Annotated in this window: 13 protein-coding genes; 7 read left to right on the forward strand and 6 right to left on the reverse strand. The window is 69.1% G+C overall.

Annotated elements, in window-relative coordinates:
• Positions 1-40: 40 nt before the first annotated feature.
• The 3 genes from O7603_RS16000 to O7603_RS16010 are packed head-to-tail and all read right to left on the reverse strand — an operon-like array spanning position 41 to position 818.
• Positions 41-307, reverse strand: a complete 267-nt coding sequence (locus O7603_RS16000) for a hypothetical protein (RefSeq protein WP_281576507.1) — start codon at positions 305-307, stop codon at positions 41-43.
• Entirely contained in the window at positions 304-567 is a 264-nt protein-coding gene (locus O7603_RS16005) for a DivIVA domain-containing protein (protein ID WP_281576508.1), read from the reverse strand. Before O7603_RS16005 ends, O7603_RS16000 begins: the two co-directional genes overlap by 4 nt.
• Positions 564-818: a hypothetical protein gene (locus O7603_RS16010; RefSeq protein WP_281576509.1), complete on the reverse strand. Its 255-nt coding sequence runs from the start codon at positions 816-818 to the stop codon at positions 564-566. Before O7603_RS16010 ends, O7603_RS16005 begins: the two co-directional genes overlap by 4 nt.
• Before the next feature lie 258 nt (positions 819-1,076).
• Between O7603_RS16010 and O7603_RS16015 the strand changes: the two genes are divergently transcribed.
• The 4 genes from O7603_RS16015 (at position 1,077) to O7603_RS16035 (ending at position 7,400) form a co-directional block, all read left to right on the forward strand.
• Entirely contained in the window at positions 1,077-2,327 is a 1,251-nt protein-coding gene (locus O7603_RS16015; RefSeq protein ID WP_281576510.1) for a helix-turn-helix transcriptional regulator, read from the forward strand.
• Positions 2,324-2,845: a flavoprotein gene (locus O7603_RS16020; RefSeq protein WP_281576511.1), complete on the forward strand. Its 522-nt coding sequence runs from the start codon at positions 2,324-2,326 to the stop codon at positions 2,843-2,845. Before O7603_RS16015 ends, O7603_RS16020 begins: the two co-directional genes overlap by 4 nt.
• A gap of 215 nt (positions 2,846-3,060) precedes the next feature.
• On the forward strand, positions 3,061-6,135 hold the full coding sequence (locus tag O7603_RS16030) for a DUF3427 domain-containing protein (RefSeq protein WP_348651064.1): 3,075 nt from the start codon (positions 3,061-3,063) through the stop codon (positions 6,133-6,135).
• Positions 6,136-6,365: 230 nt separating this feature from the next.
• The gene (locus tag O7603_RS16035) at positions 6,366-7,400 is read left to right on the forward strand and encodes an LAGLIDADG family homing endonuclease (protein ID WP_281576514.1); all 1,035 of its coding nucleotides are present in this window, start codon (positions 6,366-6,368) and stop codon (positions 7,398-7,400) included.
• A 256-nt stretch (positions 7,401-7,656) separates the two neighbouring features.
• Here O7603_RS16035 and O7603_RS16040 read toward each other — a convergent pair whose 3' ends face one another.
• Positions 7,657-8,553: an alpha/beta hydrolase gene (locus tag O7603_RS16040; RefSeq protein WP_281576515.1), complete on the reverse strand. Its 897-nt coding sequence runs from the start codon at positions 8,551-8,553 to the stop codon at positions 7,657-7,659.
• Positions 8,554-8,745: 192 nt separating this feature from the next.
• On the opposite strand from O7603_RS16040, the gene O7603_RS16045 reads away from it, so the two are divergent.
• Positions 8,746-9,081, forward strand: coding sequence for a helix-turn-helix domain-containing protein (locus O7603_RS16045; protein ID WP_281576516.1), 336 nt, complete (start codon positions 8,746-8,748; stop codon positions 9,079-9,081).
• A gap of 24 nt (positions 9,082-9,105) precedes the next feature.
• Here O7603_RS16045 and O7603_RS16050 read toward each other — a convergent pair whose 3' ends face one another.
• Together O7603_RS16050 and O7603_RS16055 are read right to left on the reverse strand one after the other, a co-directional pair.
• Positions 9,106-9,654: a hypothetical protein gene (locus O7603_RS16050; RefSeq protein WP_281576517.1), complete on the reverse strand. Its 549-nt coding sequence runs from the start codon at positions 9,652-9,654 to the stop codon at positions 9,106-9,108.
• A 67-nt stretch (positions 9,655-9,721) separates the two neighbouring features.
• Positions 9,722-11,866: an MMPL family transporter gene (locus O7603_RS16055; protein ID WP_281576518.1), complete on the reverse strand. Its 2,145-nt coding sequence runs from the start codon at positions 11,864-11,866 to the stop codon at positions 9,722-9,724.
• Between the two features lie 317 nt (positions 11,867-12,183).
• Between O7603_RS16055 and O7603_RS16060 the strand changes: the two genes are divergently transcribed.
• Together O7603_RS16060 and O7603_RS16065 are read left to right on the forward strand one after the other, a co-directional pair.
• Complete coding sequence (locus O7603_RS16060; RefSeq protein WP_281576519.1) at positions 12,184-12,693, forward strand: SigE family RNA polymerase sigma factor; 510 nt, start codon at positions 12,184-12,186, stop codon at positions 12,691-12,693.
• The gene (locus O7603_RS16065) at positions 12,690-13,541 is read left to right on the forward strand and encodes a hypothetical protein (RefSeq protein WP_281576520.1); all 852 of its coding nucleotides are present in this window, start codon (positions 12,690-12,692) and stop codon (positions 13,539-13,541) included. Before O7603_RS16060 ends, O7603_RS16065 begins: the two co-directional genes overlap by 4 nt.
• The last annotated feature ends 159 nt before the right edge of the window (positions 13,542-13,700 follow it).

The raw sequence follows: 13,700 nt of genomic DNA on the forward strand, positions 1-13,700 counted from the left end.
CCGCACCGGGGGGCAGGTGCCCTGGCCCTTTCCACGACTGTTACCGGGGTGGTTCCTCATCCGTGACCCCGCACGGGCCGTCGTGGTCGTTGCGCCGCCCGCAGCGGCCGCCGCCGCCGCCGAGCATCGCGTCACACCAAATCCGGGTACGCACGAACTGACGGTCCTCCTCGCTAAGCGTGGTCTCGCCGAAGTCGATGGCGTTGACGTGCGCGAGCGAGTCACGCAGCGCCGCCGCCAGGATGGTTGCGCCGTCGAGGCTGGTCAGCGTGGTGGGCAGGTGAATGATCCAGCGGGGTGCGGTCATCGCGGCCACCGGCTGTTGCCCGCTCCTGGCTCCTGATGGCGACAGGTGGTGTGCCGCGACTGCCACTGACGCAACGCCTGGCGGATGCGCTCGGCCTCGGTGTTCGCCGTGGTCAGCTCGCGGTGCAGTCGCTCCAGCTCGTCGGCCACCCGGTAGAGATGGTCGTGCACCTGGTCCGGGTCGAGCCCGCGCCACCGGCTGTCGAAGGTGGCGACTCGAACGTCGTGCGGGTGCAGGCGCTCGCCGGTCAGATAGATCATCGCCGCGGTGCCGTCTGCTCGGCGACCAGCAGCTCGACCTGGCGGTCCGTGAGGCCGCGCTGGTCCAAGACCCGCCAGCCCCAGCGGTGCAGCCGGCACGGATGCGGGGCACGATCGTTACGGCACCGTAGGCCGTCGGGCCACTGCTCGGCGGCGTGCACGGTGACCGCCCTGATGGCGAAGCCAACGTCCTCGGCGGTCACGTAGGGCGGCAGGGGTAGCTCGCCGAGGATCTCGTCAATCGAGTCCATGGCCCTCCTTGGTCGGTCGGCAGCGCCGTTTCTTTGTCAGGTGGCGCCGAGGCGGGTGGGGTCGCCCGGTACGGCCGCGCGCCCGTACCGCCCGGAGCCCAGCACCCGCCCCGGGCCTGTGACCCCCACTCTGAAACCGGCCGTGAGCAGGAACTACAGCGCTAGCGGCGCTCAAATGAGGCAAAACTGAGGCACTGCCCGTCACGTGGACGGCGACGCACTCTCACTAGAGTGACGTCATCCCGGGAGGATGGACGAGTGGCTCTCAAGCGTTACCGGCTGGTGCAGCGACGCAAGATGCTCGGATTCAGCCAGGAGCGACTGGCCGAGGCCCTGGGCGTGGAGCGGTCCACCGTCGTGCGGTGGGAGCGGGCCGAGAACGACCCCCAACCGTGGCACCGGATCCGGATCGCCGATGCCCTCCAGATGCCCCTAGACCAGCTTCAGGAGATCCTCGATGATGTCTCCGTCGCGACGCCCCGAGGAAGCATCATGGGAGACAGCACCGGTCATACCCCGCCCGCAACCCGCGCCGACCTACTCGCTGACCTGCGCGCCTTCCTCACGCGCTACCTGCCGAACCACACCGCCGGAAGCCCCTCCGCCTCACTGCCCGAAGTGCGACGCGCCGTTGCCCGGGTGCACGGGCTGTATCAGCGAGCCAGCTACGTCCCCGCCTCGCGCCACATCACGGATGTCCTCCGTGTCGCGACCGGGCTAACCCGATCCGGATCAGGCATCCATCGGGCGACGGCCTTCAAGATGCTCGCCGCCGCATACGTCGCCGCCTCCAAGATCGGATGCAAGGTCGGTGACGGTGAGACGGCGCTCCTCGCCGCCGACCGGGCCGCGACCTCGGCGCAGCTCGCCGACGATCAGGCACTGGCGGCGGTCGCCGCCTACCAGGCCGCGTGCGCCCTACTCCGGTTCCCGGATCGCATCGCCGAGGCTGAGGCGGTCACCGACGCCAACATCGACCACTTGGCGCGACTGCGGTCGTCGCCCCACCCGGACCTGATATCCGCGCAGGGCGCGCTTCTGCTTCTGGCCGCCATCATCGCGGCGCGACGGGGTGACACGAAGCGGGCTGGACGTCACCTCTCGCAGGCACAAACAGTCGCCAACGACCTCGGATCCGACCAGAACCGATTGTGGACCGGATTCGGGCCAACCAACGTCACGATCCACGCGGTGTCCGCAGCCGTGGCGGCCGGCAATGCCGAACGTGCCATCGACATCGGTAGTCGGCTGGATACCTCCCGGCTGCCAATCGCTTTGGTCGGGCGACGGGCACAGGTTCACCTCGACCTCGCAGAGGCAAGCGCGACGGGCAGCGACGGCAGCTCGCTCGCCGTCCTCCACCTCCTGGAGGCTGAGCGCGTCGCGCCTGAGGTGCTCGGCGCCAACGTCCAGGCACGATCGCTGCTGCTCAACCTGCTGTCCAAGGAACGCCGATCGGCGACACCCGGCCTGCGACCGATGGCGGTACGCGCCGGGCTGCTCACATGACCGACGAGAGGGTCATGTACCTCGTCGTCTGCGCCGCGCCGCCGGCCCTCCAAATAGGCGAACTCATCGAACTGCTGCTGGCAGACGGCTGGACCGTCTGCGTGATCGCGACACCGACAGCGGCGACCTGGATCGACACGGAGGCCCTGTCCGCGCAGACCGGCTACCCGGTCCGCTCGGAGTGGCGGCGGCCGGGCGAGCCGGACGTGCTGCCCAAGGCGGATGCCGTAGTCGTCGCCCCCGCCACCTTCAACACGATCAACAAGTGGGCGCTCGGCATCAGCGACAACCTCGCCCTCGGCATCCTCAACGAGGCGCTGGGGCTCCACCTTCCGGTCCTGGCCGCGCCGCATCTGAAACAAGCTTTAACCACACACCCGGCTCATGCCCGAAGTGCCGAGCTTCTTGTGACCAGTGGAGTGACGCTCTATCAGGGGGCGGAAGCGCAGAAACCTGCCCCCGCTGGTCTGGCGCCTTGGGCCCCTATTGCTGAAGCGATTGGGCGGCTTGCGAGTTGACGTCTCCATTATGCAGAGCTGCCAGTCATATGGCGGGCTACTTGAGACGGTTGCCGAACCCTCCAGATGGGCGCATTTCGAGGCGGATGGTCGCCGCCGGCCGACCGATCGCGGAGGTCGCCTCCGTACACGGTCGGGCGCATGACGACGAGCGGGTCCGCATCTTGGCCGTCGATGGGGTGATGGACGAGCGGCCGGCTGGTTAACGTCACCGAGTGACGGATCTTGAGCGGGGCATCTATGAACACCTGATCACGGAGAATCTGGCTCAGCGGCTTAGCACGATGGATGCCGCGCGTATCCAGCGCGGTGGCCTCGACTCTGCCGATGCGCCCGACACTCTCGCGCATCACGTCGCCGCCCTGGCCCGGCGTGCCCTCCAGGCCGTCGGTGGTGGCGACGACAGGTTCCGGCGCCAAATTGAGCTGGCAAACCGTATGGCCGACGCCATCGGTGCGTTAAGCCCGCAGGCGGCAAATCAGCAGGATCAGATTGCCGACGCCGAGCAACTCCTGCACGCCATCGCCGCACCCCCCATCCCACCCGCTCAGCCCGTCTTTCCGCCGCGCCCAACCACCCCGCTCTCCAGCGGCGCCCTCCTGGTCAACGGCCGGCACCAGCCGCGGATTGGGCACGAGGTCACGCGCGAGATGGCCTCGGCCGACCAGGTCGACCTGCTCTGCGCGTTCATCAAGTGGCACGGCCTGCGCATCGTTGAGTCGGCCATCCGCGAGCTGATCGCCCGCGGTGGCCGGCTGCGAATCATCACCACGACGTACCTGGGTGCGACCGATCAGCGGGCCCTCGACCGACTTGCGGAACTCGGCGCCGACATCAAGGTCTCCTACGAGACCCGGACCACGCGGCTGCATGCCAAGGCGTGGCTGTTCCGCCGTAACAACGGCACCAGCACCGCGTACGTCGGATCGTCGAACCTGTCGAGGACCGCCCTGATCGACGGGGTGGAGTGGAACGTCCGCGTATCCAACCTGGAGCAGCCGTACGTCATCGACACGTTCACCGCGACCTTCGAGGATTACTGGAACGATCCGGCCTTCGAGGCGTATGACCCGGCCAGGGATGCCGACCGGCTCCGGCACGCCCTCAGTGGGGAGCGTCCCGGCGACGCACCGACCGAGATAGCGAACCTGGACGTGCGGCCGTACGGGTATCAGGCGGAGATCCTGGCGGACCTGGACGCCGAGCGTCAGGTCCACGGCCGGCACCGAAACCTGGTTGTCATGGCCACCGGCACCGGGAAGACCGTGGTTTCGGCGCTGGATTACCGGCGGCTACACCGCGCAGGCACGGTCGACTCGCTGCTCTTCGTCGCCCATCAGGAGCAGATCCTGCGGCAGAGCCTGTCGACGTTCCGGCAGGTGATGGGGGACGGCAGCTTCGGTGAGACGCTGGTCGGCGGCCGGGAGCCACAGCACTGGAAGCACGTCTTCGCCTCGATTCAGTCGCTGCATCGGCGGGAAATCAACCCCGAGGCGTACGACATGGTGATCGTGGACGAGTTCCATCACGCCGAGGCACCGACGTACGCCCGCTTGTTGGAGCGGCTGCGGCCGCGCGTACTGCTGGGACTCACCGCGACCCCCGACCGGGCCGATGGCGGCGACGTGCGCCGGTGGTTCGACGGCCATGCGGCCGTGGAGCTGCATCTGTGGGAGGCACTCGAACGGCAATTGCTGGCGCCGTTCCAGTACTTCGGGCTGCACGACGACGTGGACCTGTCGCAGCTCCGGTGGAAGCGCGGGCAGGGGTACGACCCGACGGAGCTGGACAACCTCTACACCGGCAACGACGCGCGGGCGCGGGCAGTGCTGCGGGCGGCTCGGGACCTGGTCGACGTAGCGCGGATGCGGGCGTTGGGCTTCTGCGTCAGCATCGGGCATGCCGAGTTCATGGCGGGGTGGTTCACTCGCAACGGCGTACCGTCGGCGGCGGTGACCTCGCGGGTCGATCCTGCTGGTCGGCAAGCCCTGCTCAGGGACTTCAAGAGCGGGGCGCTGCGAGTTCTCTTCACGGTCGACCTGTTCAACGAGGGCGTCGACCTGCCGATGGTCGACACGATCCTGATGCTGCGGCCTACCGAGAGCGCGACGATCTTCCTTCAGCAGCTCGGCCGTGGGCTGCGCCTGGACGACGACAAGCCCTGCCTGACCGTGCTCGATTTCATCGGCGGGCAGCACGCGAACTTCCGCTTCGACCTGCGCTGGCGGGCCCTAGCCGGGGTAAGCCGGCGGGTGATCCGGGAGACCGTCGAGCAGGACTTTCCGTCGCTGCCGAGCGGCTGCCACGTACAGCTGGACCGGGTGGCGAAGGAGATCGTGCTTAGCAACCTGAAGTCGGCGCTGCCGACCTCGAAGCCCGGACTCACCGCCGAGCTGCGGCAGCTCGGTGATGTGAGTCTGGCGGAGTACCTGCGGGAGAGCGGTTTGGAGATCGAGGACGTCTACCGGTCGGCGGGCATCGGCGGATGGACCGGGTTGCGGCGGCTCGCCGGCTTGGACAGCTCGGCGCCCGGGCCGGACGACCGCGAGCTGAGCCGGGCCATCGGGCGAATGCTGCACATTGACGACCCCGACCGGCTGGACCTGCTGATCCGGGTCACAGGCGGTGAGCGGCCCGAGGCGGGGCGCCTATGGGACCTGCTGCACTTCGACCTGTGGGGGCCGCACGCTCCGCTGACCTCGCGGGACGAGCGGCTGGCGCGGGTCTGGGCCGACCCGGCACGGTGCACCGAGCTGCGGCAGGTGGCGGAGGTGCTGCGGGACCGAATCCACCGGGTCACCGAGCCGGTCGGTCTCAAAGAGGTGCCGCTGCGGGTGCACGCCCGGTACAGCCGGAACGAGGCGTGCGCCGCGTTCGGGATGCCGAACCCGGGCTCGCTGCGCGAGGGGGTGAAGTGGCTGCCGGACGCCCAGGCTGACCTCTTCTTCGTCACCCTGGTCAAGTCCGAGACGCACTACTCCCCGACCACGATGTACGCCGACCGGGCCATCACCGAAAGGCTCTTCCAGTGGGAGTCACAGAGCACCACGTCGGCTGCCTCGGCGACCGGGCAGCGCTACATCCAGCACGCCGAGCGCGGCTCGACGGTGCACCTGTTCGTCCGGGAAACCAAGATCGGCGACGGCGACCTGGGCGCGCCCGTCTACCTCTATGCCGGCCCCATGACGTATGAGTCGCACACGGGCGACCGTCCGATGCGCATCCTGTGGCGTATGCAGCACGCGCTGCCCGCCGAGATGTACGCCGCCGCCCGAGCAATCGCCGCATGACTCGGCCCTACTGGATGTCGTGGGCCAGACTTGCCTCACTCAAACTCCATCAGCCTTCATGGACGACGCGCCCCGTACGATCGAGTGCCGCGGGCTGCAGGACTTAGCACAGACGATTGCTGTGGAACCGCTTGGCGGTAACCAATACATAAATCACCCCTGTCCGAATTTATCGAAAGGAGCGGAAGATAACCGCTTCCAACGCGGGTATCGACTCTGATACCTGGGTCATGACTTCGGGCGGCGCGCGTCCAGCACGTGATTTGATCAACGTTCCGTTTTTAGCGATCCTGGACGGAAAGCCTCACATGACATTGTCCGAAGGCTTCTTTCCGGCTGGACCCAAACCTACTGTGGAGCTGATTACACGGGATGGCTATAGGGCAAACATCGGGGCGGACCAGGTGGTCAGAACGGCAACTTCTTGGTTGACCGCACAGAAACTTCGAGCTGGTGATAAGGTCGTCTTGTCGGATCACGACGATGTCGCCCCTTGGAACGGTGAGGGCTCAGAAGCCAACGGCTACCTGATCGGCCACCTGGTCGGGGATGGAACCTTCGGCCCTGGCGGCCGCGCCTACTGTGCAATTTGGGACAACGATGGCGATCAACCGGTCTCGGAGTACATCGAGCGTGCGATACGCGATCTTGGTGTGGGTCCTACTTTCAAGGGCTGGTTCAGCACCAGTAACCAACGACGGATCGGCACCAAAGGGCTTGCGGCCCTAGCTCGGGACTTCGGCATCGTGCGAGGCAACAAGACCGTGACGAGTCATGTGGAGCGGAGCTCCTCTGACTTCTATCGCGGCTTTCTACGTGCATTGTTCGATACGGATGGTCACATCGAAGGTCAGTCAACCGGGAGCGGCGTCTCCATAAGGCTGACCTGGATTGACCTGGACGGGCTGCGGGCGGTTCAGCGGATGCTCGCCCGCCTCGGCGTCCGTTCGGTTATCCGTGATTGCCATCCCGCAGGCCGTGAAAGCTTTCACGGTTACGCCTCCCAGGCCTCCTACCGGCTCATCATCACGGGCGCCAACGCCGCCCGTTTCATACGGGAAGTAGGCTTTCTTGACCGCCGCAAGGCCGAATCCTGGACGGAGGCTACTCGGGACATGAGGCGTGGCTTTTATCGAAAGCCCTGCACAGCCGAGGTGAAGTCTGTAACTCCGCTCGGGGACCGACCTGCCTACGGCGTTTCGGTGGCAGATGTCCACTCCTACGACGCAAACGGCATTGTGATGCGCGACTGCGATGGCCAATAGTGAGCCAAGGCGCCAGGCCGTCGGCGAGCAGCCATGGCCAGCTACGTGAACAGCTGAGAACTATTCGGTCAGCGGATCAGCTCCATGGTCACGACGGTGGGTCCGCCGGGCGGACTCATCACGGTCATCGTGCCACTGCGGTAGAAAATGGCGCGCAGGGCACCGTCGAAGAGCGTTGCGGCCCTGGCCGCCGGGCCGGTCCCGGCGGCCAAGGCCGACCCACGACACGCCCTGACGGTCGCGGCGCGCAGCCGCCTCAGCCAAGGTGCCGGTGCAGGAACGCGGCTGCGGCGTCCGCCGCGTCGGTCACGTACGGCTCCTCGTCGTAGAGGTCGATGTGCCGGGTAGCGTCGAGCCATACGATCTCCGTCTCGCCGGCGGCCCGGTCGTGCAGTTCGGCGGCGAGTTCGGGCGCGCAGTAGGCGTCGACCGTGCCGTGCACGACCAGCAGCGGAGTCGCGGCGAGCAGCGGGGCCGCGCCGAGCGCGTCGAACGTCATCAGCGTGTGCAGGGAGCCGCGGGTCACCTGGTTGACCCAGTGTGGTGAGGCGGACCGGCTGGTGCCGTAGTAGGCGTAGGGTTCGTCGCCGCCCATCGCCGCTTCCGCGCCGCCGGGTGCCACGGCGGGAAGGACACCGTCGTACGCGTCGAGGAACCCGGCGAGGGCTGAGCGGTAGGTGTCGATCCCCATCCGCGAGGCGAACCAGGCCGGGCTGTTGTAGCCGCCGCCGATGCCGACGACCGCCTTGACCCGCGGGTTCTCCGCCGCCGCCCGTACCGCGTAGCCGCCGCCGAGACAGACGCCGACCAGTCCGATCCGGTCTGGATCCACCTCGGGCCGGAACCGCAGCAGCTCGACCGCGGCCCGCAGGTCGGCGAGCTTGCCCTGGCTGTCCTCGTGCCCCCGGCGACCTCCGCTCTCGCCGAAGCCGCGATGGTCGAAGGCGAGGGTGACGAACCCGGCCCGGGCGAGCCGTTCGGCGTACGCCCCGGCGACCTGGTCCTTGACGCCGGTGAACGGCCCGGTGAGGGCGAGCGCCGGCGCCGGCCCGTCGCCGGGCGGCAGCCGCAGCTCGCCGACCAGGTCGATGCCGTCGCTGGTGAACGTGACGCGTTCGGCGGCGGTGTGGGTGTTGGTCCGGAACTCGGTCACGACTACGTCCGATCGGCTTCGGCGAATTAGGGTTGGGCCTGACGGTAGGGCGGCGGAGCCGGCACGGACCAGAAGGCACTTCGCGGTGCCCATGCCACGGCCGGGAACTGCGCGAGTTGTGCGCGCCCGGACGGTACGGCGCCGACGCCGCGACCGGCTATCGACAGCAGCGCCGAACGACCGGGAGATCCGATGGTTCTCGTCATTCCCGACGTACTCGAGGAAAGCTGCTCGACGCGGCAGGCGTTGGAGCGGTTCGCGGCGAAGTGGCGGGTCCTGCTGATCTACGCGCTGCTGGCCGGTCCGCAGCGGCACGCGCAGCTGCGCCGCCGCCTGCCGGGGATCAGCCAGAAGGTGCTGACCGAGACGTTGCGCGGGATGGAGGCCGACGGGCTCGTGCGGCGCCGTGTGGTCAAGGCGAGCGCGCCGCAACACGTCGAGTACGAGCTCACCGACCTCGGGCACACGCTGGAGAAACCTCTCACGGCGATCTGCGAGTGGGCCGCGACGAGCCAGTCAGCTCGTTGAAACAACTACGCGGGGGGTTGGTTGTCAGCGCGACCGCGGGACGGTCGGCGGCTGGGCCGTCAGCCGGGGTTCCACATCCTCGGGCAGCTCGGCGCCGCAGAGCGCGCATATGTAGTCGTCGTCGCGGACGACGTTGCGCTCGCCGCAGGCGAGGCAGCGCCGGAAGACGACCGCCGCGGTGAAGCCTTCCGGGCGGCCGACACCGGCCCGGTCGAGGGCGTCCGCCACCGCCGCCCAGGAGGCGGGGTCGGGGCAGTAGCCGGTGGACTGGTTGCTCACCTCGGTCACGACCCAGCCGTCCCGCTCGCGGGCGAAGGCGATCTCCCCCGCGCCGAGGACGTCCCCGCCGCCGGCGCAGGCGACGTGCTCGCTGCGTCGCGGCGCGAGCCGCAGCGTGCCGTCGGGGTCGATGACGTAGGTGAACGGCTCGTCACGGTCGCGCGGATCCGCGGCCGCCAGGTAGGCGTCGAGGTCGACCGCTGATCGGATGGGCGCGCCCGCGGGGGCGTCGCCGACCGACGCCCGCACGTCCGCCGGGCCGACGTACCGGTATCGACGCCCCGTCGCGACCACGGCACCGAGCGTACGCCTGTGCGGCCGCCGCCGCGGTCAACCGCGCCGGCCCGACGGCCTCGACCGGCTATCCCGGCTGGTTGACGGGCCGGGCGTGCCGCCCGGTGGTCGGCCGTTCGTCGCCGTGGCCCGGCCACCACGCCTTGTGTCCGATCAGCGCGGTCAGGGCGGGGACGAAGAACATCGACATGACGAACGCCGACAGCACGATGCCGATCGCCACGGCGAAGCCCATCTGCTGCAGGAACGAGATGGGCGCGAGGATCAGCACCGCGAACGTCCCGGCCAGGATCAGTCCGGCCGCGGCGACCGTCGGGCCGGCGTGTTCCACGCCGATGGCGGCTGCCTCGTGTGGCTCGTTGCCTTCCCGCGCCTCCTCGCGCAGCCGGGCGATCATCAGGATGTTGTAGTCGGTGCCGATCGCCACCACGAAGAGGTAGAGGATGATCGGCAGCTGGAAGGTGACGCCCGGCTCGCCCTGGATGCTCTGGAAGAGGTAGACCGTGGCGCCCAGCGTGGCGGCGAAGTTGAGCAGCACCGCGATCACGAGGTAGATCGGCGCGACCAGGCTGCGCAGCAGTAGCGCGAGGATGAGCGCGATCAGGCCGGCCGCGACGGGCAGGATCACCGACAGGTCGCGGTTGTTCGCCGAGTTGATGTCCGCGAAGATCGCGGTGGACCCGCCGACCAGCGCCCGGGTGCCGGGCGGGGCCGCCGTGTGCACGGCGCCGCGCAGGTCCTCGCGGACGAGGGTGATCGCCTCGTTGGAGACCGGGTTCTCGTTGAGCAGCAGGTTGACCCGGGCGACGCTCGGGTCGGTGCTGCGTTCCGGGGGCTGCGCCTGGCCCACTCCCGGGGCTTTCGCCACGGCCGCCGCGAAGTCGTTGACCTGCTGGTCGGTCAGCGGCGACCCGTTATCCGTCTTCAGGTAGACCTCGGTGGGGGCGAGCGCGCCGGCGGCGAAGCCGCGCTGCAGGTCTGCCGCGGCCTTCGCCGACTCGGTGTCCTGCGGGAAGCCGGCGCTGAAGTCGTAGTCCGCCTTGTAGAACAGCGCGCCCGCGGCGAGCGCGACCAGCAGGACGCCGGAGGCCGCCGCGACGAGGGCCGGCCGGCGCCCGACGGCGGTGCCGAGCCGGTGCGACACGGTGGCCTTGGGCGTACGCTGCCACGCCTTCGACGGCCAGAAGACGTACCGGCCGAGCAGCGAGACGACCGCCGGGATGAGGGTGAGCGAGGTGACCAGCATGACGGCGACCGCGATCGCGAGCGCCGGGCCGAGCGAGCCGAAGAAGCCCAGGGAGGCGAGGAGCAGCACGAGGAACGCGACGATGACCGCTCCGGCGGCCGACGTGATGACCTCGCCGACCCGCTGGACGGAGACGATCATCGCGGTGCGCTTGTCGTCACCGGCGCGTAGCCGCTCTCGGTAGCGGAAGAGCAGGAACAGGATGTAGTCGGTGCCGATGCCGAACAGCACGATCAGCAGGATCGTCTGCAGATCCTGGCTGACGCTGAGGTCGAAGGCCTTGCCGGCGGCGGCGACGAGACCGGTCGTGATGCTGAGGACGACGCCGACGACCACCACGGGCAGCAGCGCGGCGATGGGGCTGCGGAAGATGATCAGGATCAGGCCGATGATCAGGATGATCGTGGCGATGCCGACCACGGCGAAGGCGTCGTTGAAGGTGTCCTCGTTGTCGACGAAGCTCGCCACGTCGCCGGCCACGCCCGCGGTCAGCCCACTGTTCGCCAGTTCCGGGCCGATGTCCGCCCGCAGGTCGCGTACGGCGTCGAGCAGCGCCGGGTCGTCCGGGGTGGGGGCATCGAGGCCGACGTTGACCACCTGCACCGACTTGTCCGGCGCCACCGCCTGCGGCCCGGTCAGGTAGCCGGAGGTGTGCGGGATGTTCTTGGCCTTGAGCGCCTGGGCGAGCTGGCCGACCCTCGCTTCGTCGGCCGGCGTGAGCTTCTGCCCGTCGGCGCGCTTGACGACGATGATCGCTGTCGCGGTGGCCTGCTGCGGGAACGCCTTCTGCCCGAGCTCGGTGGCCTGCACCGACTCGTAGGAGCGGGGCAGGAAGCTTTCCTGGTCGGCGGAGGTGATGTCGCTCAGCGACGGTGTGGTGGCGATGATGGCGATCGCGGCGACCACCCACCCGGCGATCACCCACCACGCTCTGCCTACGACGAATCTGCCCAGCCGCTCGAACATGGTTTCCCCCGCGTGTTCGGCACCATCGACGTCTGGGGCCTGGAGCGCCCCGCGCACCGGCCTCGTCACTCTGCCGGCATCCTTCGCTACCCGTCGTGCAGAATACCGTCGCGTGGCACTCCTTCTCGGATGCTTGGGCTCCGAGGGCTGCGCGAGTTTCAGCTGTTCACATACGCGAGCACCGCGAGCACCCGCCGGTTGTCGTCATCGGACCGCGGGCATCACGCGCGCCTGGTGCTCCGAAGATTTCGTTCTGCGGAGCAACCCCCGCAGACCCACCCCGCGTGACTATCCCGAACCGGGGATCGGAGGCTTGAATGGGCGACCGCGATGCGGCGTTCGCGGAGTACTTCGCGGCGAGGTCGGGCGCGATGCGGGGCACCGCGTACCTGCTCTGTGGTGACTGGCATCGGGCGGAGGACCTGGTCCAGACCGCGTTCACGAAGCTCTACCTGGTCTGGAACCGGGTCTCCCGGCACGAGGTGCTCGACGCCTACGTGCGACAGATCCTGATCCGGACCTTCCTCGATGAGCGGCGCCGCGGCTGGTGGCGCCGAGAGCGAGTGGGCGGGGAGGACACCGAGCGGCCGACACCGCCCGACTCTCCGGAGAACCGGTTGGTGCTGCTGCAGGCGCTGGCCGCCGTGCCGCCACGCCAGCGGGCCGTCCTGGTTCTCCGGTACTGGGAGGACCTGTCTGTTGAGGAAACCGCGGCGCTCCTGGGCTGCTCACCTGGGACGGTGAAGAGCCAGGCAGCCCGCGGCCTGGATACGCTGCGCGGCCTCCTGTCGCCCGCGCACGTCGGGATCGAGAAGGGGGAACTATGAACGGAGAACAGCTGCGCGATGCCCTGCGCAGCGAGATGGCAGTCACCACCCCGCCGCCACCGTTGGACACGGCCGCCACGCTCGCCGCCGCGCGACGGGCCGTCGTCCGCCGCCGTGCCGCCTGGGCCTGCGCCGGATCCGCGGCCGTGGTTCTCGCGGTCACGGGCATCGCGGCCATCGGGGCACCGGGCGTCGACGGGTCCAATGGCGTGAGCCCGGCGGGTCCCGGGCCGCTGGCCACGCCGCAACCGTCGTCGCAGACGAAGGAGCCGTGGCCGACCGGAGCGGACGGCCGGCCCCAGGAGGACCGGACCGCGCGGGCGGGTTCGCGGTACGACCAGGGGGTCCGGCTGCTCGACGAGATCGTCTCGATCGTGCCCGCCGGTTACACCGTGCCGGAGAACCCGCCGGACCAGCCCGCTGACGAGATGCTGTTGCGGGCCCACCAGGCGCAGTTCGACGCCAAGGTGAACGGCGTGGAGGCGTGGAGTTACATGTCCTCGGCCGCCCTGGCGCAGGGCGAACGGATGGGGCTCTTGCTGGTCGAGGTGCACACCGTGGGCAACCAGCTGCCGACCGAGCCGTGCGCGCTGGCCCGGCAGTTCTGGGGCATGCAGGGCGAATGTCAGCCGGTGACCGTCGGCGCGGCACAGGTCGGGGTGGTGGTCCGACCGGGCCGTGACGACCGGTTCGACCAGTGGGCGGCGTACCGGCACCCGGACGGTGTGGTGGTCTACGTCGCGCAGCGCGCGAAGCTGGGCGACGACCGGCCGGGGCTGACCACGCTGCCGTTCTCCGTGCCGCAGCTGGCGGCCCTCGCCGTCGATGAACGGTTCCATCTGCAGTGACAGGCCACCGCACGGGCTACCGAAGCGACAATTAGCGCCGCCAATCCCCATGCGATGTCTGGGAGGGCCGGTCGGGAGCGACCGGCCCTCCGCGTTCCCTGGTCAGCAGTCCTGGCTGGCGGCGCGGTGAGCGAGCAGAGCCTGCCCGCGCCGGCATCG

Origin of the sequence: Micromonospora sp. WMMD812 (assembly GCF_027497215.1) — a bacterium.
In the GTDB taxonomy this organism is placed as follows: Bacteria; Actinomycetota; Actinomycetes; order Mycobacteriales; family Micromonosporaceae; genus Micromonospora.

What these genes read in the sequence shown, in the direction of transcription:
- O7603_RS16000 (WP_281576507.1), bottom strand. Translation starts at nt 307, where the DNA reads ATGACCGCACCCCGCTGGATCATTCACCTGCCCACCACGCTGACCAGC.
- O7603_RS16005 (WP_281576508.1), bottom strand. Translation starts at nt 567, where the DNA reads ATGATCTATCTGACCGGCGAGCGCCTGCACCCGCACGACGTTCGAGTC.
- O7603_RS16010 (WP_281576509.1), bottom strand. Translation starts at nt 818, where the DNA reads ATGGACTCGATTGACGAGATCCTCGGCGAGCTACCCCTGCCGCCCTAC.
- O7603_RS16020 (WP_281576511.1), top strand. Translation starts at nt 2,324, where the DNA reads ATGACCGACGAGAGGGTCATGTACCTCGTCGTCTGCGCCGCGCCGCCG.
- O7603_RS16035 (WP_281576514.1), top strand. Translation starts at nt 6,366, where the DNA reads ATGACTTCGGGCGGCGCGCGTCCAGCACGTGATTTGATCAACGTTCCG.
- O7603_RS16045 (WP_281576516.1), top strand. Translation starts at nt 8,746, where the DNA reads ATGGTTCTCGTCATTCCCGACGTACTCGAGGAAAGCTGCTCGACGCGG.
- O7603_RS16055 (WP_281576518.1), bottom strand. Translation starts at nt 11,866, where the DNA reads ATGTTCGAGCGGCTGGGCAGATTCGTCGTAGGCAGAGCGTGGTGGGTG.
- O7603_RS16060 (WP_281576519.1), top strand. Translation starts at nt 12,184, where the DNA reads ATGGGCGACCGCGATGCGGCGTTCGCGGAGTACTTCGCGGCGAGGTCG.
- O7603_RS16065 (WP_281576520.1), top strand. Translation starts at nt 12,690, where the DNA reads ATGAACGGAGAACAGCTGCGCGATGCCCTGCGCAGCGAGATGGCAGTC.